The sequence below is a fragment of the Streptomyces sp. NPDC101227 genome (assembly GCF_044767545.1).
In the GTDB taxonomy this organism is placed as follows: domain Bacteria; phylum Actinomycetota; class Actinomycetes; order Streptomycetales; family Streptomycetaceae; genus Streptomyces.
The window spans coordinates 574847-594828 of sequence record NZ_JBIWOD010000001.1; the positions used below are offsets into that span (position 1 = coordinate 574847).

28 protein-coding genes are annotated in these 19982 nt (G+C 63.9%); 10 read left to right on the forward strand and 18 right to left on the reverse strand.

What is annotated here, in order from left to right; translation table 11 throughout:
* Nucleotides 1–68: 68 nt before the first annotated feature.
* From ACIRPT_RS02475 to ACIRPT_RS02485, 3 genes are read left to right on the forward strand one after another with little or no spacing between them, the layout of a single operon-like run.
* Nucleotides 69–476, forward strand: coding sequence for a helix-turn-helix domain-containing protein (locus ACIRPT_RS02475; RefSeq protein ID WP_403498344.1), 408 nt, complete (start codon nt 69–71; stop codon nt 474–476).
* 58 nt (nt 477–534) lie between these two features.
* Nucleotides 535–1065, forward strand: a complete 531-nt coding sequence (locus tag ACIRPT_RS02480; RefSeq protein ID WP_403820999.1) for a PAS domain-containing protein — start codon at nt 535–537, stop codon at nt 1063–1065.
* Nucleotides 1066–1087: 22 nt separating this feature from the next.
* Entirely contained in the window at nt 1088–1447 is a 360-nt protein-coding gene (locus tag ACIRPT_RS02485; RefSeq protein ID WP_403821002.1) for a hypothetical protein, read from the forward strand.
* A gap of 64 nt (nt 1448–1511) precedes the next feature.
* Here the strand turns inward: ACIRPT_RS02485 and ACIRPT_RS02490 are convergent, their stop codons facing one another.
* Both ACIRPT_RS02490 and ACIRPT_RS02495 read right to left on the reverse strand, forming a co-directional pair.
* Nucleotides 1512–1706 carry a DUF397 domain-containing protein gene (locus ACIRPT_RS02490; RefSeq protein WP_403498349.1) on the reverse strand — a complete coding sequence of 65 codons (195 nt, stop codon included), beginning with the start codon at nt 1704–1706 and terminating at the stop codon, nt 1512–1514.
* Entirely contained in the window at nt 1703–2527 is an 825-nt protein-coding gene (locus ACIRPT_RS02495) for a Scr1 family TA system antitoxin-like transcriptional regulator (RefSeq protein ID WP_403498351.1), read from the reverse strand. The genes ACIRPT_RS02490 and ACIRPT_RS02495 overlap by 4 nt, the downstream gene beginning before the upstream one ends.
* Before the next feature lie 1044 nt (nt 2528–3571).
* On the opposite strand from ACIRPT_RS02495, the gene ACIRPT_RS02500 reads away from it, so the two are divergent.
* The 6 genes from ACIRPT_RS02500 to ACIRPT_RS02525 all read left to right on the forward strand — a co-directional run bounded on the left by ACIRPT_RS02500 (nt 3572) and on the right by ACIRPT_RS02525 (nt 6481).
* Nucleotides 3572–3835 carry a hypothetical protein gene (locus ACIRPT_RS02500; RefSeq protein ID WP_403821006.1) on the forward strand — a complete coding sequence of 88 codons (264 nt, stop codon included), beginning with the start codon at nt 3572–3574 and terminating at the stop codon, nt 3833–3835.
* A 14-nt stretch (nt 3836–3849) separates the two neighbouring features.
* On the forward strand, nt 3850–4065 hold the full coding sequence (locus ACIRPT_RS02505) for a hypothetical protein (protein WP_403821009.1): 216 nt from the start codon (nt 3850–3852) through the stop codon (nt 4063–4065).
* A gap of 90 nt (nt 4066–4155) precedes the next feature.
* Complete coding sequence (locus ACIRPT_RS02510) at nt 4156–4278, forward strand: hypothetical protein (RefSeq protein ID WP_403821012.1); 123 nt, start codon at nt 4156–4158, stop codon at nt 4276–4278.
* A gap of 82 nt (nt 4279–4360) precedes the next feature.
* A complete protein-coding gene (locus ACIRPT_RS02515; RefSeq protein WP_403821015.1) occupies nt 4361–5194 on the forward strand; it encodes a protein kinase in 834 nt (277 codons plus the stop codon).
* 227 nt (nt 5195–5421) lie between these two features.
* Nucleotides 5422–5949 (forward strand): hypothetical protein, encoded by a 528-nt coding sequence (locus tag ACIRPT_RS02520; protein WP_403821018.1) that lies wholly within the window; start codon nt 5422–5424, stop codon nt 5947–5949.
* Nucleotides 5950–6031: 82 nt separating this feature from the next.
* Nucleotides 6032–6481 carry an SRPBCC family protein gene (locus tag ACIRPT_RS02525; RefSeq protein WP_403821021.1) on the forward strand — a complete coding sequence of 150 codons (450 nt, stop codon included), beginning with the start codon at nt 6032–6034 and terminating at the stop codon, nt 6479–6481.
* Nucleotides 6482–6554: 73 nt separating this feature from the next.
* On the opposite strand, the gene ACIRPT_RS02530 is transcribed toward ACIRPT_RS02525, so the two are convergent.
* From ACIRPT_RS02530 to ACIRPT_RS02555, 6 genes are all read right to left on the reverse strand, one after another.
* Nucleotides 6555–6752: a hypothetical protein gene (locus tag ACIRPT_RS02530; protein ID WP_403821024.1), complete on the reverse strand. Its 198-nt coding sequence runs from the start codon at nt 6750–6752 to the stop codon at nt 6555–6557.
* 14 nt (nt 6753–6766) lie between these two features.
* Nucleotides 6767–7843 (reverse strand): peptidoglycan DD-metalloendopeptidase family protein, encoded by a 1077-nt coding sequence (locus ACIRPT_RS02535; protein WP_403821027.1) that lies wholly within the window; start codon nt 7841–7843, stop codon nt 6767–6769.
* A 115-nt stretch (nt 7844–7958) separates the two neighbouring features.
* Nucleotides 7959–8714, reverse strand: a complete 756-nt coding sequence (locus ACIRPT_RS02540) for a peptidoglycan-binding protein (protein ID WP_403821030.1) — start codon at nt 8712–8714, stop codon at nt 7959–7961.
* A gap of 6 nt (nt 8715–8720) precedes the next feature.
* Nucleotides 8721–8930, reverse strand: a complete 210-nt coding sequence (locus tag ACIRPT_RS02545) for a hypothetical protein (protein ID WP_403498366.1) — start codon at nt 8928–8930, stop codon at nt 8721–8723.
* Between the two features lie 9 nt (nt 8931–8939).
* Nucleotides 8940–9482, reverse strand: coding sequence for a hypothetical protein (locus tag ACIRPT_RS02550; protein WP_403821034.1), 543 nt, complete (start codon nt 9480–9482; stop codon nt 8940–8942).
* A gap of 12 nt (nt 9483–9494) precedes the next feature.
* Nucleotides 9495–10052, reverse strand: coding sequence for a hypothetical protein (locus ACIRPT_RS02555; protein WP_403821037.1), 558 nt, complete (start codon nt 10050–10052; stop codon nt 9495–9497).
* Between the two features lie 264 nt (nt 10053–10316).
* Here ACIRPT_RS02555 and ACIRPT_RS02560 point away from each other — a divergent pair, with 264 nt between their 5' ends.
* Nucleotides 10317–10640, forward strand: coding sequence for a hypothetical protein (locus ACIRPT_RS02560; protein WP_403821040.1), 324 nt, complete (start codon nt 10317–10319; stop codon nt 10638–10640).
* 62 nt (nt 10641–10702) lie between these two features.
* Here the strand turns inward: ACIRPT_RS02560 and ACIRPT_RS02565 are convergent, their stop codons facing one another.
* The 10 genes from ACIRPT_RS02565 to ACIRPT_RS02610 all read right to left on the reverse strand — a co-directional run bounded on the left by ACIRPT_RS02565 (nt 10703) and on the right by ACIRPT_RS02610 (nt 19802).
* Nucleotides 10703–11251 (reverse strand): hypothetical protein, encoded by a 549-nt coding sequence (locus tag ACIRPT_RS02565; protein ID WP_403821043.1) that lies wholly within the window; start codon nt 11249–11251, stop codon nt 10703–10705.
* Nucleotides 11252–11259: 8 nt separating this feature from the next.
* Nucleotides 11260–11841: a hypothetical protein gene (locus ACIRPT_RS02570; protein ID WP_403821046.1), complete on the reverse strand. Its 582-nt coding sequence runs from the start codon at nt 11839–11841 to the stop codon at nt 11260–11262.
* A gap of 10 nt (nt 11842–11851) precedes the next feature.
* On the reverse strand, nt 11852–12373 hold the full coding sequence (locus ACIRPT_RS02575) for a hypothetical protein (protein WP_403821049.1): 522 nt from the start codon (nt 12371–12373) through the stop codon (nt 11852–11854).
* Nucleotides 12374–12400: 27 nt separating this feature from the next.
* Nucleotides 12401–12922, reverse strand: coding sequence for a hypothetical protein (locus ACIRPT_RS02580; protein ID WP_403821052.1), 522 nt, complete (start codon nt 12920–12922; stop codon nt 12401–12403).
* A 21-nt stretch (nt 12923–12943) separates the two neighbouring features.
* On the reverse strand, nt 12944–13069 hold the full coding sequence (locus ACIRPT_RS02585) for a hypothetical protein (protein WP_403821055.1): 126 nt from the start codon (nt 13067–13069) through the stop codon (nt 12944–12946).
* Between the two features lie 185 nt (nt 13070–13254).
* The gene (locus tag ACIRPT_RS02590; RefSeq protein ID WP_403821058.1) at nt 13255–15192 is read right to left on the reverse strand and encodes a carbohydrate binding domain-containing protein; all 1938 of its coding nucleotides are present in this window, start codon (nt 15190–15192) and stop codon (nt 13255–13257) included.
* Nucleotide 15193: 1 nt separating this feature from the next.
* Nucleotides 15194–18136 carry a transglycosylase SLT domain-containing protein gene (locus ACIRPT_RS02595; RefSeq protein WP_403821061.1) on the reverse strand — a complete coding sequence of 981 codons (2943 nt, stop codon included), beginning with the start codon at nt 18134–18136 and terminating at the stop codon, nt 15194–15196.
* A gap of 271 nt (nt 18137–18407) precedes the next feature.
* Nucleotides 18408–18806, reverse strand: a complete 399-nt coding sequence (locus ACIRPT_RS02600) for a hypothetical protein (RefSeq protein WP_403821064.1) — start codon at nt 18804–18806, stop codon at nt 18408–18410.
* Between the two features lie 84 nt (nt 18807–18890).
* On the reverse strand, nt 18891–19382 hold the full coding sequence (locus ACIRPT_RS02605) for a hypothetical protein (RefSeq protein WP_403821068.1): 492 nt from the start codon (nt 19380–19382) through the stop codon (nt 18891–18893).
* A gap of 3 nt (nt 19383–19385) precedes the next feature.
* Entirely contained in the window at nt 19386–19802 is a 417-nt protein-coding gene (locus ACIRPT_RS02610) for a hypothetical protein (RefSeq protein ID WP_403821071.1), read from the reverse strand.
* Between the last annotated feature and the right edge of the window lie 180 nt (nt 19803–19982).

Sequence of the window (19982 nt, forward strand, 5' to 3'; positions counted from 1 at the left end):
GGGAGGAATCACTGGATAGCTACGCTCTAAGTAGCTCCACTACTACACGGAGTAAAGAAGGGGTAGCTGTGCCCAGCAAAGGCCGCCCGCGCGGCGCAAGCTTTGCCCATTGGCTGAAGGTGACCATGCTCAATGCCGACGTGAAGGCGAAAGATCTGGCCGTGCACGTCGGCGTGTCCGAAGGGGCTATGAGCAAGTGGGTGTCCGGGAAGAGCCGACCCCGTCCGGACGACGTAATAAAAATCGCCGACTACTTCGATGTCGATCGACTCAGGCTCTTGGTAACTGCCGGCCGAGTTCCCCACGAAACGGGCATCGATCCCTTGCCCATGCCGCCCGAAACCATGCGGCGGTCGCGGGCACGGGAGGACCTCCTCAAGTCGCCATGGCTTACCGAAGAAGAACGCGAGCGCATGCTCGAAGTCTTCGATCGAATGGCACCCAACGACGATCGGACGGCACCGAATGAAACTTAAGGAAGAGAGACGCAGACAGCTCACTCGGGTAACTGCCCACGCGGCGTGGGGTATCGCGGTGGTGCTGACCGTCCTCCGGACCACCGACGTGCTTCCAATGCAGGCCGGAAGTCTGATCGTCCTCGTCATCGGCGTGGCCATCGCGGCCAGCCTGGCACTGAGTCGCATGCGACTCTCAGACACCATCATCACGGTCTTCGAAGCGGGCCTCAAAGCAGCGACGGTCTTGCAGGCCAACGCGTCCGCCCCGTCCGTGGCGGTCGTGGAGGTGGACTACAACGGCAAGATCGTCCAGTGCGAGCATGCCGAGGTCATCCACTGGACCTACGGAGCCCTGCATGGGCGCCCTCTCGAAGACCTCATTCCGGACCGCTATCTACGCGGCCACCGCGAAGGATTCGAGCGGTTCAGGGAAGCCGGAGACACCCACGTAGCGGGCGCCACGCTGCATGTCCCCGTCCTCGGCCAGGACGGACAAGAACACTCGATGCGCCTGTCGGTCGCCCGCATCGGCGAGGCGTTTGTAGGGACGCTGTCGCCGAACAGCGAGGTCACCAACTACGACCCCGACGCCTGGGTGCTGAAGTAAAGAGACAGCAAGGAGCAAGACCATGAGCAAGCAATTTCCGACCTGGGGCCAGGTCCCCGTGCGTCCGCCCACTGCTGAACCGGAGCCCAAGCCGACCGCTGCGAAGCAGAAGCCGCGTCGCGTGTTCATGTGGGTCTTCCTGGCCGTGCAGGTGCTGTTTCTCATCTGGATCATCGCGGGCGCCGCCAGCGGCGGAGGCAGCGACAACAGCATCTGCCAGGGCCTCACAGGCTCCGCCTATCACGACTGCGTCGACGCCGGCACCAATGGCGCCCAGCTCGGCACCGCGATCGGCGTCGGACTCATAGTCGCGTTCTGGGCAGCGGTGGACTTCATCATGGTCACTGTCTGGGCCGTCGTCCGGCTCGCCCGACGCCGATAGCCCAAATCAACAAGCGCGCCCCCTAGCCGAGTGGCTTAGGGGGCGTCTCTCGTGCGCGCGCCTATCAGACGGCCGACTCCTTGGCGAAGTTCGTAAACGCCGACCAGGCCGCAGGGTTGACGGCGAGAACCGGGCCGCGGCCGTCGTGCTTGGTGTCCCGCACTCGGACGGTGGCAGGGTCGTTGTCGGCGACCTCGATGCAGTTGTCGGGGTTAGCCGAGCTGTAGCTGCTCTTGTGCCAGTTCGGCTGGTCGCTCATCGGTACTTCTCCTCCAGAACCCTACAGATCAGGTCTGCTGACGCGTCGTGGCTGATCGCGTTGCCGTGCAGGCGATCGTAGAGCACCGTGTATGGGATCGCGTCCTCTCCTTCATGCAGGCTACCGCCGCGCATGCCCTCCAGATAAGCGAGTTGTTCGCCACTCGGCATGCCCAGTACGGTCAGCGATCCACCCAGTGCGGCGGGCACGGTCCCCTCGTAGGGAAGCACCTGGATGTGGATGTGCTGGCTGGTGCCAGCTTCCAAGAGGAACTCAAGCTGTTCCCGCATGACCTGCTTACTGCCGATGACGTGGTGCAGCGCGGACTCGTCCAGAATCGCCCACATCCACGGTGGCTTCTCGCGGCGCAGTATCTCCTGTCGATCCAATCGGTCCTGGACGACCTCGTCCAAGTCACGAGAGTGAAAGATGCGTTGGCCCGAGGCCAGCATGGCTCGGGCATACCCCGGAGTCTGAAGCAGTCCCGGAACAACCTGCGAATACTCGTGGATCTTTGCAGCCTTGGCCTGCCGAGCCAGGAACACTTCGGCCCAGCTCGCGAACGTGGAGCGCCCGAGGAGGGGGAGCAGCTCCATGAGTGCGCCATTGGCCTCCAGGATGTCGTCCAGGCGCTGGCACAGCTCTGCGTTCGGCGGATCGGTGGCCAGCTCCACCTGGGCGATCCGGGTAGTCGAGGTGAAGACCTTGCCGCCCAGGGTCTCTTGGGACCAGCCCTTGGCTTTACGCAGCTCACGGACCTTCGAACCGAGCAATTCCGCGACGCCTGCTGTGGGGTCCAGATCCTTGGCTGGTCGTCCCATGCCTCCCCCTGGGGTTTATCAATCGTCCCGAATTGAAATTGCCACTCCTTGTGAGCGGCCGGTGACGCGGCAAGTGTAGAGGTCACCGGGGGAGTTGAACGCCCGCAGGGAGATGAAGGTGACGTACCGAGTTGGCGCGTACGTATGGGACGCGAATCGGGATCGGGTCGGTGAAGTGATGGACGAGCGATGGGGACAGGTGCAGCTGCGGCCCGTCGGCGGTGGTACGGAGTGGTCGGCTGAGCCCGGTGCTCTGCGGTTGGCCACCCGCCGGGAGAAGACCGAGGCTGGCATCAAGGTATGAGCCGCATCCTCGTCCGCTGTTCACTGTGCGCCGCGTTGAACCGGGGGCGCAGCAGAGCTTGGAACGCTGACGACCCCGAGCTGGCTGATTGCTTCACGGCGGCGTTGCAGCAGCACCATGCCGACGCCCATGGCAGGGGGAGCCCTGAACGGCCTCCGTTGGTCGCTGGTCGCAACGGCGTCATCTACGTGCCCCTCGGCGGAGACGTGCCCCCTTGCCCGGACTCGTGCCTCATCTGCCAGGGCAAGGGACGCGCTTTGGTGAAGGAGGCCGCTTATGCGTAGCCATCGCCAAGGCCGGCGTCGGCGGCGCCGCCGTTGCCCGGCGCGGGCGTCGTTGCTCGACTTGTTCGATCCCGATCGGTCGATGTTGCTCTTCTGCCTGCACCGGCGGATTCCTGTGTTGCCCATGAAGAAGGCGTGGGTGCGCTGCGATCTCCGTTACGGCCACAAGGGCCATCACGAAGCTGAAGCCGCCCAGGTGTGGTGGAGGACGAAGGGACCGCGAAACGCCCGGCCCGGTCACACGACAACCCCCGTGAATGTGATTTAGGGCCGGGGAGCCCACACCGCCGGCCGGGACCGCGGGCGTGTGTGGAAGGGGTCGCCTGGGCGTAACCCACCCGCGTCCAGGCGACCCGCAAATACCGAAGTACGAGACCCGGGCCCCCGCAAGGGGGGCCGACCCGGACCAACCAACCGAGTGGAAAGTTACCGGCCGTGGCGAAGATGCTGAAGCTGATGAGGCGCCTTCGAGCGCTTCTCGACGTGGAAATCTTGTCCTTCGAAAGCTACTCCGTACAGCAGGACGGCAAGACCGAACACGCCTACCTGAAGCTGTCGTCCATGGGCGTCCAGGCGGAGGCGTTGGGCAAGAGCGGCTGGGCTGCCCTCAAGCAGCTCCGCGGTGAACTCCCCTCTCAGCTGCGCCACGTCCTCTACACGCTGCTCGCCGTGTCGACGCTCGGGTTCGTCCTGACGGTCGGCTGTAGCGGCCCGCACTGAAAGAGGACCCAACGATGGTGCGACGCACAGCAGAAGAGGTAGCTCAGGCGAAGGCGGCGGCGCTCGCCGCCAAGGACACGATCATCAAGCTCTACGTCGAGCGTCAGCAGTCCATGCACCAGATCGCCGACGCCTACCACATCCACCACACCTGGCTGAAGAAGTGGTTCAACGCCTGGGGAGTGACCACCGGCAGCCAGAGGTCCGTACAGGCCCCCGCTCGGCAGTGACGAACTGCCGAGTCGGGTAGCAAGAAGCAGCAAGTGCACGACGGACCGGGGAACGTCCCCAGTCCTGATGACTTGAGGAGGCATAGGCCCTTGACTCTCAAGGAAGCACTGAAGCGAGCAGCGACCGTTCGTGGTGGGGAGGACGAGGACGACGGCCAGGGCGGCAATCCGCCTACCGGCGACTCCGACGACGGCCGCGACTACTACAGCTGACCGCCAGTAGTCTCGCGTGACCTGTGGGGCCGGTCCTCTGGCACAGAGGGTCGGCCCCGCCCTGTTGAAAGGACCGGAAGAGATGCCCAGCCACGGACCGTTCGCACTTCCCGACCACGTCCAAGGCAGCCTCGCGCCACTGAACAAGCGGCTGGTGGTGAACCGGCGGGGGTCCACCGTCTGGGACGTACGTACTCCCGCCGGGCGCCTCGCCGTCAAGCTGGGCTACCCCAGCCGCACACACCACTGGACGGCGCTGGCCCCAGCCCGAGAAGCCACGATCCTTCGGCAACTGATTCCCGGGGAAGACGTCCCGTTCGGAGAGTGGGAACAGGGGACATGGAGCGCCCAGCCATGGCGTGACGGCGTATCTCTTTTCGACCTCTGGGAGCCTGGCCGGCACTCAAGCCACCCCTCGGCGCCCAAACTTGAGGAAGCGCTTTCCTGCGCGGCTGCGCTGGCCAGTCTCCACGAGGCCGGGTGGGCACACGGCGACGTACAGCCCAACCACTTCATCATCGCGCCTACCGGTACCTCTCTTATCGACGTGGCGCTCGCACGTGGCGGGGAGGTCCCCGAGATTTACGACTTCCAGTACCGAGGCTGCCTGGTTCACTACGAAGCCCCGGAGATCTCGCAGAGCATCCTGCAAACCGGCACCGCCGTACCGACGCGAGAAGCCGATGTGTACGCGATGGGCGCATCGTGGTTCATCTCCGCCACCGGCTGGCGCCACGTCGACTACCCGGACGACGCAGAGCGCAAAGACCAGAGACAAGCCATCGTGGACAAGCCACACCGACCAATCAACGTACCGGGCGCGCTGGGCAAGCTCATCGAACACATGATGAGCCGCAACCCCGACGACAGGCCGACCAGTAAGGCAATCTGCCAACAGCTCCGCAACGCGCTGTAGGCCGCGTCCGACAGGCAAGAGTCCTCAACTGCCTGAGGGGGGCCGTTCCAGCGAATCTGCCGCAGACACTCACCAACCGCCATGGCTGAATGGCCGACGATGGGAGACTTAAGCGGTTCAAACCCAGAGAACGAAGGCAGCGCATCTTGGCCGTAACCGCAGAACCGCGCAAATCCTCTGCCCCTCGCCTGGCCTGGTTGGTCAATGATGTCCTTGGCTCGGGCCCTATGCTGATCATGGCCGCCTTCGCCACCGCCTTGCATGCCGCTCCCGGACTCAGGGGAATGGCTTGGGGGGCTATCGTCTCACTGTTGTGCAGCATTCTTCCTTTCGCATTCGTCTACCGGGGCGTGCGGCGGGGCCGCTATGTCAATCGCACCGTGCCCTGCCGCAAGCAGCGATTGCTGCCTATGTGCATCGGGCTCGGTGGTATGGCTGCGGCATTCGCTCTTCTGGTCGCAATTCCGAGCGCGCCGCGTGAACTGCTCGCACTTGTTCTCATTCTGCTCGTGGGGCTGGTCGCAACCCTAGGTATCACCCTGAGGTGGATGATTTCCGTCAACACAGTCATCGCAGGCGGCACGTGCACTGTCCTGTACTTCGTTTATGGCCCTGCATTGCTGCTCGTCACTCCATTGGTGGCCGTCACCGCTTGGTCCCGTCTGGCTCTGGAACACCACACGCGTTCTCAGCTAATCGCCGGAGCTACGTTGGGGACGTTCGTTGCCGTGGCCGTTTTCACTCTGCTGCACTGAACCGCTTAGGCTTAGTAGAGCGGCCTGACCCTCCTCAACCTGCTATGAATGCCTTAAGTGATCGCGAAACGAGGAGGCAGTCATGCCTGACACCGAGGAATCCATCGAGATGAATGTCCCCGCAGAGAAGGCGTACAAGCTGTTCGCCAACCCTGAGGAAATCCGTCATTTCATTCCTAAGATCAAGCGTGCGAAGAAGGTATCGGACACGCGTGCGCGCCTCTCCTACGGGTTCAGTGAGGGCGCTGGTGAACTCGACATGGATTTGGTGGAGGCTCAACCGCACGAGCGCGTTGAGTGGAAGTACGCACACAACGGCTTCACGATGAGGTCAGTGACGGAGTTTCAGTCGCTGGACAGCGATCGCTGCCGCGTGGTGCAGCGGTACACGTTCACCGCGCCTGCCCCGAGCCCCACAACGTTGATGAGTGCTCCGGCGGGTGCGATCGACCAGCTAGCACTGCATGCACTGTCGGGTCGCGCGCCGATCACGCTGCGGCGCGCGAAGGAGTATGCCGAGTCCGTCGCCTGAGAACTGACTGCGTCGACGAAAGCAAAATGCGCCCCCATCCTGTGAGCCAGGATGGGGGCGCATCTCGTTGGGTTCAGCCGGTCATCGAGGGGTATTCCTCGGAGCCGACGCGCTTGACGAACAGGGCGTACACAGCACGAGCCGCAGCCTGCCCGCCGGCCAGCGCCGCGGCGGCAGTGAAGCCCTTCTCATCCATGATGAAGAGCGAGCCGAATGCGACGACGGCCACGACGAGGGCCTCTTCGAAGAGGCGCCTGACGAATGGTGACATTGCTTTCTCCTTGCTTAGACCGTGACCCCGTGCTTGCGCAGCCAGTCGGCAGGGTCAACAAAGCTCCCAGCCGCGAACTGCGGCCGGACGCGTATCTCGAAATGGAGGTGGGGGCTGCTGGACGTCCCGGTGCTGCCCACGTAGCCGATCGTTTCGCCCGCCTTCACGGCCTGGCCGACCCGCACGCTCTTCGCTGAGAGGTGCGCGTAGAGGCTGTACGTCCCGTCGGCGTTCTTGATCTGCACGTTGATGCCGTACGCGCGGGACGGGTCAGCGTTCACCACCACGCCGTGCGTTGCCGCCCGCACCTTCGTGCCCTGCGGAGCGGTGATGTCGATGCCGGTGTGATAGCCCAGCGTGTACCCCGGCCGCCGGTTGCCGTATGGCTGGGTGATCGGGGCGTCGACGGGCATCACATAGTCCGCCGAAGCCTCGACCGGCTTGGGGGGCGCCGGTATGGTGGGCTTCTTGCTCGTCCAGGGGAGGTTGAGCACCTGCCCTGGGAAGATCAGGTCAGGGTTCTTGATGCGGTCCCTGTTTGCCTCGTACAGCGGCTTCCAGTTGTCCTTGGCTGCGTTGCCAGTGTGCAGCTTGGTGATCCCGTAGAGGGTGTCCCCGGGGCGGACTGTGTGCTTCCCGGCCTTCGGCTTACCCGCCCAGCTCGGGGGACTGTGCGGCTTCCTCGGGGCGGGAACGGGCGGAGATGATGGCTCGGGCTGCCCCAGCAGGATGGAAGGTGTCGGTCCGCCGTCGAACATGGACGCGCTGAGACCCTGCCCCTTGCACACCCATGCCGCCGGCCCCTGAATGGCGAGCAGGGCCTCGCTGGCCAAGATGGTCTGCTTCTTCGTCGGGACCTGGTCCCGGGGCATGCCCTGATAGAGGGTCTGTGCCCAGGTCGATGTGTCGTAGCTGTGCTCGTTGAGGTACTGGAGTGCGGCGCGCCAGCTGGCGTTCTGAAACTGAAGGCCACCGACGCTGAGGCCGTCGCCGGAGTAGTTGATTGACCAGTCGTTGCCGGACTCGCACTGGGCTATGGCGTCCCACTGGTCCTGTGTCGCGGCATAAGAAGTGCCGCCGACCGCCGCCACGAGCGGGAGCGTAAGGCCCGCGGTCGCGGCAGCAGCGGCGGCTGCTCTGATGCCTGGGGTTTCCTTTGGCCTACGGTGCTTGCCCCGCGCCATTGGAACCATCTCTTTTCTTATCTCATGCTGGGACCTGCAACTTGTCCCAGCTCGTCTTGCCGGGGGTGCCGTCGGCGTCGGATCCGGAGAAGCCGAGCTTCCGCTGCCAAGCCGCATAGGAAGCCTGGTCAGCGTCGGACCAAATCGGGCCGGGGCCGATCTCGTACCGGCCGCAGCGCTCGGCGACCAGACGCTTGCCCAAGGCCGTGACGACGGGACTGTTGCGGCCTTCCCTGAAGAAACTTGCACCCGGGAAAGGCACGTACTTGGGTGCAGGCGCCGGTGCCGGCGCGGGGGCAGGCTTGGGCGTCGGGTTGACGTACACCGGGCGACCGAACCCGGCAATGACCTCAGCGGTCCGGGAGAACCGGCCGCAGACGTTGCCGTAGTTGCCTTCGATGGTGTGCACCACGCTGCCGTTGACGGACTCAACGATGCCCACATGGTCAATGCCAGCGATGGACGAGCCGCCCGACCAGTCGAAGAAGATGACGTCGCCCCGGCAAATCCCGGAGTTCGCCACACCACTCGTCATCGCGTGCCACGCCCCGCGGTCCTTGAACTTCTGGGCGTGTTCCACGGTGTACGCGTGCTTCGTGCCGAAACACACCGCGTCGTAGTTACCCGAGTGCGCCGCCCAGTACGTCACGGCCTGGTCACACCACGGCTGACCGTCGAGGCCGTACCAGGCGGTTATGTAGTTCGTGTTGTCGCCGTTGTGCTCTCCAACTCCTAGAGTCTTAACGGCGGCTGCAATCATGTCTTCAACACCGCTCATTGCGGGTTACCTTCCTGCATAAAGGGTGAATATCGTGACGGCAGCCGACAGCAGGGCGCCGAATGCGGAGACAGGCAGGGCGTATTTCCAGCGCTCCAGAGCACGCAATCGGCTCTCGTGGTCTTCGCCCCGTGATTTGTTCACGTCGATGAGGCCGTCGAGTTTGACTTCCATCCGGGCAACAATGACCCGCAGGCTCTCTTCGTTCTCTTCCACGAGCCCTCCTCAGTAAGGAATCACGACCATTCGGCGTCGTGAGAATGTGCCCGTGTTGCCGCCCACGGCGTACTTGGCGGTGAACGTGTTCTCGCCCGCGTTCAGGGTGTCGACGTACCAGAACTGCGAAACCTGCACCGCATAGCCTGCGTTGTTCATCCAACGGATCGAGTTCACGTTGGTGTCGGCTGCGATGCTCGTGTTCCCGGTCACCGTGATGGACATGAACGCCGAGAAGCCTGCCGTGTCGTTCTCCAGCTGGCATCCGTAGATGACCAGGGCTTCTGTGCCGGTCTCGATCGTGATGCTCGGACCTAGGCCGTCAGGCAGGTCGGTGTATGAGGTCGACGTGGTCTGCGACGACGCCAAAGACGTCGCCTTCTTGTACTGCCGCATAGCCAACTGGTTCGGGTCAGTTGATACGAAGTAGTTGCCCAGTGGGGTGAAGTTTGCGGCGGCGCACTGCTTCAGGTTGTCCCGGATCTGCTGATTCAGATCCGATGCAGTCAACACGGTGGACGAAGTGAACGTCTTGGGCGCGGTCCAAGCCATCGCGAACTCCCCTCAGTCCAGCGGCATAACGGATATGCGACGACGCCCGAAGCTGCACCCGCCAGCGGTACTCCTGTACTTCAGCGTGAACGTGTTCTGGCCGGGGGATAGTGCGCCAAAATGCGTGACGTGGTGGGTTCCGCAGAACTCATCCGATGGGCGCCCTTGGTAAATCAGGGCGTACGAGTCGTCGGGCTCGATCGTGTTCCCGGTCGTGTTTCCGTCGGCGTCCTGCGAAGCGGGTGAAATGTGCACCGACACATACCCGGCGGCGCCGTCGGCTGTGAGGCTGGAGAATCCAGCGCCGAAGAACACCAGAACAGAAGAGCCGGTCTCCAACGTCACCTGCGGCCCGACCGTAGCGAGGTCCGACCACTGGGACTCGTTCAGGGACTCCACTGTCAGGACGGTTCCCTTGCCCGACAGGCGTGGAACGAGACTGCTGGCCCCGTTGGACATGAAGGATTGGCTCGCCTCGCTGGCCAGCGCGGGCATGGTTTGCATGAGGTTGTCGCGCAGATGCGTGTTCAGCTGTGAGGCGGTGAGCGCCGTGCCGTCCACGAATGTCATGGGTGCAGTCCACGCCATCCAGTGCTCCTTAACCTTTTCTCGTAACTCCAAATGAGCCTGCGTTTCGAGCTCGTCGTGGAGGCCGTCACCGGCAACGCCGTGAGCTTCTGCTTTCAGTGAGTTAGCCCGTTTGCCAGGCGACTGGAGCCGTGTGAGCCTGGTGGCTGTAACCCCCTACCGCAGTCCGGACCGGTTCCGACTATGCCTGGACTACACGGGCCGGCTGCGGAAGTGTGTTCACGGACCAACGGGAAGGAGTACCTCATGGCTGAGACTTCAGCCAAGGGAAACTACGAGTACCTGGAAGGCGTCTCCGACGGGGTACGGAGGGTGTCCGACACCCTCGGGAAGTACCTGAGGACCGCGCAGGTATCCGACAAGACCAAGGTCGCAAAGCTGGAGTGGGCAATTACGAAGGTGGAGAAAGCGGAGGGGACCGACGTGGCCGCGGAAACCTTCATCGAATCCATCGGAAAGGGCCTTCAGAGCCCCGGTGAGTTCGTGAAGGACAACGCGAGTGGGCCGATCTCCGATGACGCTGCCGACATCAGGCCGTCCTCTAGTGGCGGCTGGCGCCCCAAGCTGTAGTGCGCGATGCGCCGACTCCCTGCACGTCTACCGTGTAGGGGGTCGGTTCGTTGCTGAGGGAATTAGTACGGGAAGACCGCGATGCGGCGCGTGGAAAACGTTCCGGTACCGCCATTCAGGATTCGGTACTTGAGGGTGAAGGTGGTCGAGCCGGGGGTCATGCCGGTCACCCATAGGTGATGCATGAACTGGGCGGGATAGGCCGAGTAGTTCTGGAGCTTCCTGTACGCGGCGTACGAGTCGTCCGCCGAGCCGGCACTCGCTCCCGACCATGTGATGGAGCACTGAGTGATGCTCGTCGTGGTGGACGCCTGCATGTGGCAGCCCCACAGGATCAGGCACTGCGGGCCGGTCGTCACAGTCACTGAAGTGTTGATGCCGTCGGCGAGGTTGCCGTAGGTCGTGGCCGTGGTCGTTGAGGACGCCGTGGTTTCCGCGTGCGCGGCCTGCCGTTCCGCGATGGCATTTGCCCCGGTGGCGACGAAGTACCCGCCGCCGCCCGTCGCCTTGGCGGCCTCGGTTTCCAGCATGTTGTCTCGGAGGTGGGTATTGAGTTGCGCCGCTGTCAGAACCTGATTGGGCGTCCACGTCAGAGGGGCGGTCCAAGCCATGTCTCCTCCTACAGCGGCCAGACGATGATCGAACGCTGATTGAAGAAGCCCGTCCCGCCGGACGCCCGGTACTGCATGGTGAACGTGTTGGTGCCGGCCGTCAGACCTGTCAGGAACCGGTACATCGAGCGGCGCGGCATGTTGTCTGCGGCGACCCCAGAAGCGGCGATTCCGTCGTTCTCCAACGCCCACTCGTCCGAGGCCGCGATGGTCGAAGCTCCGGACACCTTGAACGAGGCAGCGGTGTAGGCGTTCGCTGTGTCGCTCCCCATCGAGGCGGAGATCATCACGATGGCTTGGGTGCCCGTCGTGAGCGTCACACCAGGGCCGTACGTCCGCAGGCTCGTGTAGCTGGACGATGTTGTGCTCTGCTCGTCCCAGTTCGCGTCATCAGACTTCATGCGGCGGGCCGCTATCGCGTTGGTGCCAGTCCCCACGAAGTACCACGTCCCGAATCCCTCGGGATCGCTCTGCGTGGAAGGCGCCAACCCTGCCTCCGTGAGAAGCAGGTTGTCCCGGACCGTGGCGTTGAAGTTCGCGGCACTCAATTGCCCATTCAGGGTCGCCGTATAAGGCGCAGTCCATGCCATTTGACACCCCTCAGAACGGTATGACCATCAAATGGCGATTCGAGAACGTAGCGGTGCCGGTCGACGTCCTGTATTTCGCGGTGAACACGTTCGATCCGGCGGTGAGGTTCGTGAACAGCTTCGCCATGCCCATATGGACGGTGTTGCTGGCCGGCACGCCATCCATCCACGTGCCCCAGTCATCGTTGGCCGCGATGGTCGTAGCGGAGGACACGTCCACCGACATGAAGCAGGCCGCATCAGTCGTGTTGCTGGACATCGCGGCCCCGAACATGACCAGCGCCGACGTGCCGGTAGTGATGGTGACGGCCGGGCCCGTGGTCGTCAGGTTGGTGTACGACGTCGAAGTGGTCGTCTGCGCGGTCGTCACGTTCGCCGCCGCGGGGATCCGACGCACGATCGTGTTCGCCGCACTGGATACGAACCAGTCCCCGGCAGCCGCGGCCGTCCCGGTCATCGTCGCGTTCAGGTTGTCCCGCACGTGCGTGTTCCACTGGGTGCTCGTGAAGACCGTGTTCGCTACCGCGGTCATAGGCGCAGTCCAAGCCATGCCGTCACCTCACAGCGGAAGAACGATCAGTTCACGGCGGGCGAATGTGCCCGTGCCGCTGACCACCCGGTACTTGAGGGTGAACGTGTGCGAGCCCGGGTTCAGATCGGCCAGCCGCCACGACATGCTGTGCCGCCAAGAATTTGCCGCAGAGACCCCGTCGTGCATGATCCGGATCGCGTCCGACGCATCCCCGGCTGTGGCGCCGGAGTACGCGAAGCTCACGCTCGCCAGCGTGTTGGCGGTGCCGTGCGACACCTCGCAGTTGATGAACACCAACGCGTTCTGCCCGCAGTTCACCGTGACCTGTGGCCCCACTGTGGCGAGGTCGGCGTAGCTCGTCGACGTGGTGGTCTGCGACGTGCTGATGAACGCGGTACCCGGAGCCCTGGCCGCGAGGCTGTTCACGTCGTCGGTGACGAAGTACTGCCCGGCCGCCGACGCCTTGGCCGGCGCGCACTCATTCAGGTTGTCGCGGATGTACCGGTTGAACTGCACATCCGAGAACGTGGCGCCATCGAGGGCGGTCATAGGGGCGTTCCACGCCATGGCCTACCCCCCGTTCTCGTGCGCCTCGTCCAGGAGCTGCTTCACCGTCTGGCCGTGTGGCAGGTTGGCGCGCATGGCGAACTCGTGCCCCTCCGGGTACCAGTTCCGGTTCTTCGGGAAGCGCCGCATCAGCAGTACCTCCCATATGTCGGAAGCGTTAGCGGGCCATTCGACATCGGAGATAGCCAGGCATTCGGCGCAGTGGAATGACGCTTCGCCCTTGCTTAGCGCCTTGGCGCAACCACAGCCGGTGGGGCAGTCTGCCACCCACCGGCCGTGATTGATGTATGCACGAGCGCGGGTCGTGATCATCTTCAGTACCCCAATAGTCCCGTATCTAGCTGACTTGTGCCCAGGATGAACAGGGCGGAATTGTCGGTGTAGCCGTCGATGGCGAAAGATCCTTGGTCGAATCCGGCTCCGGCCGTACCGAACTTGAATACTGTGCCGTTCTGCCCTTGGACCTTTTCGCAGCCGAATACTACGCGGTGGTCGTGCCCGACATCGCCGATGTTGTGCTGGATCTGTTCGATGTAGAAGTCACTGTTGAGGGCGGTCTCGTTCTCAATGATGGTGATCCGGTCCGACAGTCCCCGCCCGAGTATCTGGGCGGTGCGCGTGGCGTTTGCGTTTACCAGGCTTATCGTGACGATCGGCAGACGTTCCGACCGGAGACTGAGAATGGTTGCCGCGATCCCTTGAGCGTCGTTCAGGCCGGCCCATTGAAGGTTCAGGTCATCGAGCGAGTGAATCCCGTGCTCATTGATCGAAGTCTGATCCTGCACGTGTACTTGATACGACCGGCCTGCCGCGACTGGAACCGCTCGAAACGACAGTCCCTTGATGACGGCCGCCGCGGTGCACGTGATGAAGATGGACAACGACTGGCCGGACGAGCGGCTGATGGAGATGGACACCGTACCGGCGAGCAGGGTGTAGTCCGTGCCGGCCACCGGGGTGATGGCGCTGTAGAACGGGTTGTCCGTCTGAACCTTGATCTCGCGCGTTTCGCCGGTTGCGAGGGAAATGACGTCGTCGCTCGTCCAGACCTTGCCGAACTCGCCCGGATCCCGCTCCGTCACATCGACGGTGATGTCATTGACCAGGTCCCGCCAGCCGATGTCGTAGGTCATGGGCTCCGAGAACAGGGGCTCGGACCCCGTGCCCCGGAACGTGGCCTGCGACGTCTTGGACGGCGACCGGATGAACCGGTGATGCCGTGATCGGAAGACGAAGTTCCCTGCCTCGCTGACGTACGCGAACGCCGGCGGGCCCTCGGTCGACACGAGCTTGTTCACCGCGTCCAGGGCGTTCGAGCCCTCTTCCCACCACCACCGCACCGTGGACGCGCCCGGGTCGAGGTCCCGCTTCGTGGCGGGCCAGCCGATCGCGTCCAGAACTTTCCCGATCGCCTCGCCCGTCTGGAGCGAGTCGAACAGCTCGGTGGAGATCTGTGCGTCAGCGAGCTTCTGGAGCACGTCCAGAGCGGACACCGTCAGCGACTTCTTGTCCCGCGACGGGTCGAGGGTGAAGTCGTCCAGGTAGCCGCGGAACAGGTCGTAGGCGTGGCCATTGTGCGTTGCCCGCACCAGGACGGGACGGCCGGGGCGGACCTTGCCGTACAGCGGGGACGAGGAGTAATCCGGGCTGTAGTCCTTCGACATGTTGTTCAGCTCGAACTGGATCTCACCCGGCTTGATGGCCGACAGTGACCTGGCCTGGTCCCGGCCGTACGAGAACGACAAGGGCGTCCGCAGCCCCAGGACCCGGCCGGATACGTCCTCTCCGGCGCTGGTGACCATGGCCTGGTCCAGATAGACGAGGTCGCCGTTGGCAGGTGTGCCGTTTACGTTCACGTCCACGATGTGACTGGACCCGGTGGCCGTGAAAGCAACCGAAATCTGTTCCCATGCATTGTTGGTCGTGCTGTTCGAGGAGTTCGCGACGCCTTGAACGCTGATGCGTACCGCCGCGTCGCCAGTAGGGACGTACACCCACGCCGAATATGTGTAAGACGTTCCCGACGTCAGGCCCGTGATGGTCTTCTGCACCTTCGGGCTTGAAACGTTGTTCCACGTCACCAAGAGACACTGGTCTCCCAGGTGGGATTGAGCGGTGGAAAGCGCCGCCGTGGTGGTACCGGCCGATCCATTCACCGCCCAATCATCCGTAGAGGTTTCGAAGTTGCCGACATCCAACCCGCCGTCATTGTCCCAATCGACGTAGATCGAATAGGTTGGAATCGCAACCATGTCAAAACCTCTTTCTGCGCTTCGCTTCCGCCACAGCCTCAATGACCATTTCGCGGAACTCGCGCTCCGATTTGGCGTACACCGGGGCGTTGAACTGCACGGTGACGCCACCGCCCCCGCCCAGGTGATGGCCGACAGGTTCGGGCCGGCCTGTGCCGTTGAAGGCCAGCGAAAGCCCCTCGGGCAGGTAGCCACCGGAGTCGTAAGAGCCGAACGGGATCATCGGCGCACCTACGAGACCACCGCCCGCGTATCCGCCCGGAGCGGCCATACGAGCGGCCCAGCCAGCGCCGTAACGGTGCATGGCGTAGTTGATGGCCGCGTAGATGTTCGCCAGCGGGTTGAACATGCCCAGAGACCGGAACGGGCCGGCGTACGCGTTGAACGTCGGACCGATCGTCTGGAGCAGACCACCGGACGGCGTGCCCGCCTTGGCGTTGGAGTCCCAGTTGTTGACGATGTTCGGGTTGCCGCCGGACTCCTTCGCGATGGCCTTGAGGACCAGGGGCGCGAACGAGGCAGGCTGACCGAGCAGAGACAGGGCCTTCAGGACCACCGGCAGCCAGCGCTGGACGCCCGAGCCGCCGATGTTCGAGCCCATCCCGAACAGGCCCATCTTGTCGAACAGGAACTTGCCGACTGCCTTGGTCAGGAACTTCGGGACGGCCATCACAATGGACTTCATGGCTTCGCCGCCGGGGGCCTTCGCAGCGAGACCGCCGACGAGCCCCATGAGCTTGCCCGCGATCTTGTTGAACGCTCCCTGCGAGAAGTCGCCCAGTGCCTTGAAGAACTTGTCCGACAGACCACCCGTCAGGAAGCTAAGCCCCTTCTTAATGATCCCGCCGACCTTCGACGCCGTGCCGAACACGCCTGCAATGGCGTCCTCCGTCAGGCTGCCGACGTCGCCACCGTCCGCGAACCCGCCGAGCGTGCCCGTGTTGATGGCGTGCATGAACCCGGTGCCGTACTTCCGGACCGAGGACGCCCGCATGACGTACTCGCCATCGGACAGCATCGCGGGAATCGAGTCGGACGTCCCCGAACCCGGCCCCCGGATGTGACCACCGGAAGCGAACCCGGCTACGTGCAGGGTCGGGATCTTGCCGCCGCCCAGCTTGGACAGCACCCAGTTGATGGCCTTGATCGCACCGCCATTGATGACGGTGTTGATCAGGAAGCTGATGGGCTTCTTGAACAGCGTACGGAGACCGTCCCACGCCTTGCCGATGGCAGACACGGCAGACTTGAACGTTGCCAGCAGCGCCGAAGCGAACGTCTTGGCAGCCGACTTGAGGGCGTTCCAGATCGAGGACGCGATCCGGGAAACAGAGTTCCACGCCGCACGCCACGCCGAACCGAGGGCGTTCATACCGCCCCGGAAGGCCGCCCGCAGCGCGTTCAAAAATGCCCCTGCGGCTCGCCGGACGGCGTTCCAGACGGCTTGCACTGTCCGGCTGGTGAGGTTCCACGCGGCCCGCCACGCCGCACTGATGGCGTTCAAGGACGTGCGGAACGTCGACTTCATGGCGTTCCAGAACGCCGACGCCGCCCGTCGGATGGCATTGACGACCGCAACGAACGCGTTTTTTACCGCGTTCCACACCGTCTTCCAGTGGGTGAGCAGCAGCAGCAACCAGCCGACCGGCCCGAGGAACGCCACCAGCCACGCCCACTTGCCGTGAAGGAAGTTGACGACGGCATTGAACGCTACCTTGATCGCGTTCCATACGACATTCCACGTGTTCTGGAAGAACCTGGTCTTAGTGGCAACCCAGACAATCGCAGCCACAAGGGCACCGATAGCAACGATGATGACACCGATCGGGTTGGCCGTAAGAGCCACGTTCAGCAACCACTGAGCGGCCGTCCACACCAAGATCGCGCCCCGGACCGCGAGGATCGCGACGCGCTGAGCGACGAGCGCCACCGTCTGCGCGACCGTCCGCCCGCGGAGTATGGACAGGGTCGTAGCGAAGATCGCGGCATGTACGGCCGCAGCGGTCATCGCGACACGCCAGGCGATGAATGCGTACGTGATGGCCTGGATGGCCGGCGGCGGCAGGACTGCGACGATCCGCAGGAATCCCGTAGCGACGACTAGCGAAAGCGGCGCCATGGAACGCATGGCGTTCGCCACGTTGATCAGGGCCGCGCCCAGAGCTTTGAAGAACTGGGCAACCTGCGGGCCCATCGACCGGACGCTGCTCAGGAAGCGGGTGACGCCTCCACCCTCAGCCCACTTTCGCATCGCCACCGTGAGACGGGTGAACGATTGCGTGAGCTGGAGGCCAAGGGGCGCAAACACCCGGAAGATGATCCCGCCGACTGCGGCCAGGTTGCGGCCTGCCGTGCCGAGCTGCTTCACGGCCGGCACGCCGTACTTGACGACGGTGGCAACGAAGCGGTCCATGCCTGCGTCAGAGAGCCACTTGCGGACCGCTTGGCCGAGCTTGACGACCGAGGGGCCCAGGGCGTTCACGACAGGCTGCAACTTGCCTATGGCCACGCGGGCGCCAGCCATCATGTCGATCATCGGCTGGAGACTGAACTTCCGGTTCGTGATGACGAAGTTCAACCACACCCTTTGCAGGCCCTCCACCTGCGAGTGGAACGCCCGGCCGGCCGAACCCATCTTCTTCCACTCGCGGACGGCAGTGGTCGCCATAGCGACGAACAGGCCACCGGCAGCGCCCGCAGCCACACCCACAGCCGCGACACCGGCAGCGGCGCCCACCGAGGCCGTACCGATGGTCCCCATGGCCGGGGCGACGAGCGCCGCACCGGCCGCGAGGTTCTTCATGGCCTGACCGTTTTCCGCCACAGAACGGTTCGTGCGGCGAAGCTGGTTGTCCAGCTGGTTGATGTCACGGCGGGCGCGCATCACGCCGTCACCGTGCCACCGGGAAAAGATCGTGAAGCCGAGGGATGTGGTAGTCGCCATCTGGGGTGTCACTCCTCGTCTTCATCGGCCTTCGGTCGGAGAAGTAGGCCGGGGCGTCCAAGTGGGCGAGGTGTCGGTGCCGGGTTCTTCTCGAAATTGGCACCGGAGATGTAGGCAACGAGCTGGGTCAACTCGTGAATCTGAGCCAGAACTTCGTTGCGCCACGAGTCGTCAATGGGACCGAAGGCGTTCTCGTAGGCCGCCCACTCCGCAAGCTCCCATGAGGAATGCCGGGCCAGGACTTCCCGGACCGGCATCCCCATGGCCAGTGCTAGGCGGAAGTAGAGGGCGCGTCCCGGCCGTCGCCGAAACCCTCGGCCAGCTCCTCGATGTCCGCCTCGGTGAAGCCATTGAGTTCCTGTGCCTTCTGGAACACGCGATCCAGGGCGGTGGCGGACTTGCGGCCCAGATCCGGCACGTCGTAGGCCGAGAAAAGGCGCTCCCCGGCTTCGTTCACAGCGCACAGGGCGACCAGGCGGGCGCGCATGTTCGCGAGATTCTGCTGTGGCTGGCCCTTCTTGTTGATGGTCACCGAATCGGCCTCGAACTTGTCGCGCTCCTCGCCCATGAGCGTTCGAACGAGCACCTCGCCGCCCCACTCGGGAACCTCAACGGGTTCGGTCTTGAGGTCGTCAGCCTTGAGTATCTGGTCCTTGGACAGCAGTGCCATGCGGGTAACTCCTTAAGCGTGGCGGGTTTGCGGGTATTTCAAGGGGCGGCCGGAGGACCCGCACGCACTCCGACCGCCCCGGTCTCATGACGCGCCGCCGGCTCGGGCGACCCTGTTAGCGGCCTCATCCATGACCTGTTTCACGTCACGCTTGATGTCGTCGCCGCCCTCGCGCATGGTCTCCATGAACCAAGGCCCGTACGTGTGCTGAGAAACCCACTTGTTTCGGTTCCCGAACACCGGGTGCCTCCAGCCCCGAGGGCTGTCCAATCCGCGCGGAATGGCAGCTTCATCGGGGTTGGTCATGCTCGTCGTGATTTTCACGGCAGGATTCCGGCCGACAGCCGCGCGAATACCCACGCCCCGGGCTACGCGAGCCCGCAGGCCCGTGTGTCCTCTGCCGCGGGTTGGGATAGCGCGGACGCGGTCCTTTGCCCGCTGAGCAAGAGGGCGGGCCGCCTGGCGCAACTCCTTGCGGAGTTCTTTGGGCAGGGACGCATCCATGTCCCGCAGCGCCATGACGACCCGCCGGAACTCCTCGCCGACAACGAGCCGGATGTGCTCGCCCTCGGCCATGGGTCAGGAGGTGGCGCGGGCTATGCCGACGCGCTGGCAGTTGAAGTCGACCGAGGTGTCGGACAGGTCGCCGACCTTGCCGGCCAGCGGCTCGTAGGAGAGCAGCACGCAGGTGGCGGAGTACTCCGGGTTGGTGGCGGAGATCGCGGAAGACGTCGGGCGCACCTTCACGGTGAACTCGGTCTCGTTGTTGTAGAGCGGCCACAGCGTTGCGTCCACCGAAGCGGCCGCAAAGTCCTGCTGGAAGGAGATGGTGATCTTCTCCTTCTTCAGGCCCGCCACGACCTCACGTCCTGATCCGGAGAACGACGTGGTGTCCACGTCGTCCTTCTCCAGGTGAACGGTCGCCGAGGACACGTGGTCGGAAAAGTCGATTCCATTGACCTCGACGCGGCAGTTCTTGAGCACGAACTTAGCCATTAGCTATTCTCCCTTGCTTCCGGCCTCGCCCTTGCTGGCCGTGGACTTTTCTACGGGCCGGATGTGCCCGGCTTCGATGAGGGCCTGAGTAGACCCTTGGTCTGCGTCCAGAACAACAACGCCGTTCGTGGGGACGCCGTGCACGTCATACGGCCCTATCACCAGGTACTCGCGAGGCGA

Coding starts and splice junctions, on each gene's coding strand:
- ACIRPT_RS02525 (WP_403821021.1), top strand. CDS start 6,032: ATGCCTGACACCGAGGAATCCATCGAGATGAATGTCCCCGCAGAGAAG.
- ACIRPT_RS02575 (WP_403821049.1), bottom strand. CDS start 12,373: ATGACCGCGGTAGCGAACACGGTCTTCACGAGCACCCAGTGGAACACG.
- ACIRPT_RS02595 (WP_403821061.1), bottom strand. CDS start 18,136: ATGGCGACTACCACATCCCTCGGCTTCACGATCTTTTCCCGGTGGCAC.
- ACIRPT_RS02490 (WP_403498349.1), bottom strand. CDS start 1,706: ATGAGCGACCAGCCGAACTGGCACAAGAGCAGCTACAGCTCGGCTAAC.
- ACIRPT_RS02485 (WP_403821002.1), top strand. CDS start 1,088: ATGAGCAAGCAATTTCCGACCTGGGGCCAGGTCCCCGTGCGTCCGCCC.
- ACIRPT_RS02560 (WP_403821040.1), top strand. CDS start 10,317: ATGGCTGAGACTTCAGCCAAGGGAAACTACGAGTACCTGGAAGGCGTC.
- ACIRPT_RS02520 (WP_403821018.1), top strand. CDS start 5,422: ATGCTGATCATGGCCGCCTTCGCCACCGCCTTGCATGCCGCTCCCGGA.
- ACIRPT_RS02585 (WP_403821055.1), bottom strand. CDS start 13,069: ATGCGGCGCTTCCCGAAGAACCGGAACTGGTACCCGGAGGGGCACGAG.
- ACIRPT_RS02610 (WP_403821071.1), bottom strand. CDS start 19,802: ATGGCTAAGTTCGTGCTCAAGAACTGCCGCGTCGAGGTCAATGGAATC.
- ACIRPT_RS02515 (WP_403821015.1), top strand. CDS start 4,361: ATGCCCAGCCACGGACCGTTCGCACTTCCCGACCACGTCCAAGGCAGC.
- ACIRPT_RS02530 (WP_403821024.1), bottom strand. CDS start 6,752: ATGTCACCATTCGTCAGGCGCCTCTTCGAAGAGGCCCTCGTCGTGGCC.
- ACIRPT_RS02565 (WP_403821043.1), bottom strand. CDS start 11,251: ATGGCTTGGACCGCCCCTCTGACGTGGACGCCCAATCAGGTTCTGACA.
- ACIRPT_RS02500 (WP_403821006.1), top strand. CDS start 3,572: ATGAGGCGCCTTCGAGCGCTTCTCGACGTGGAAATCTTGTCCTTCGAA.
- ACIRPT_RS02580 (WP_403821052.1), bottom strand. CDS start 12,922: ATGACCGCCCTCGATGGCGCCACGTTCTCGGATGTGCAGTTCAACCGG.
- ACIRPT_RS02505 (WP_403821009.1), top strand. CDS start 3,850: ATGGTGCGACGCACAGCAGAAGAGGTAGCTCAGGCGAAGGCGGCGGCG.
- ACIRPT_RS02495 (WP_403498351.1), bottom strand. CDS start 2,527: ATGGGACGACCAGCCAAGGATCTGGACCCCACAGCAGGCGTCGCGGAA.
- ACIRPT_RS02550 (WP_403821034.1), bottom strand. CDS start 9,482: ATGGCTTGGACCGCGCCCAAGACGTTCACTTCGTCCACCGTGTTGACT.
- ACIRPT_RS02605 (WP_403821068.1), bottom strand. CDS start 19,382: ATGGCCGAGGGCGAGCACATCCGGCTCGTTGTCGGCGAGGAGTTCCGG.
- ACIRPT_RS02590 (WP_403821058.1), bottom strand. CDS start 15,192: ATGGTTGCGATTCCAACCTATTCGATCTACGTCGATTGGGACAATGAC.
- ACIRPT_RS02540 (WP_403821030.1), bottom strand. CDS start 8,714: ATGAGCGGTGTTGAAGACATGATTGCAGCCGCCGTTAAGACTCTAGGA.
- ACIRPT_RS02570 (WP_403821046.1), bottom strand. CDS start 11,841: ATGGCATGGACTGCGCCTTATACGGCGACCCTGAATGGGCAATTGAGT.
- ACIRPT_RS02600 (WP_403821064.1), bottom strand. CDS start 18,806: ATGGCACTGCTGTCCAAGGACCAGATACTCAAGGCTGACGACCTCAAG.
- ACIRPT_RS02555 (WP_403821037.1), bottom strand. CDS start 10,052: ATGACATTCGTGGACGGCACGGCGCTCACCGCCTCACAGCTGAACACG.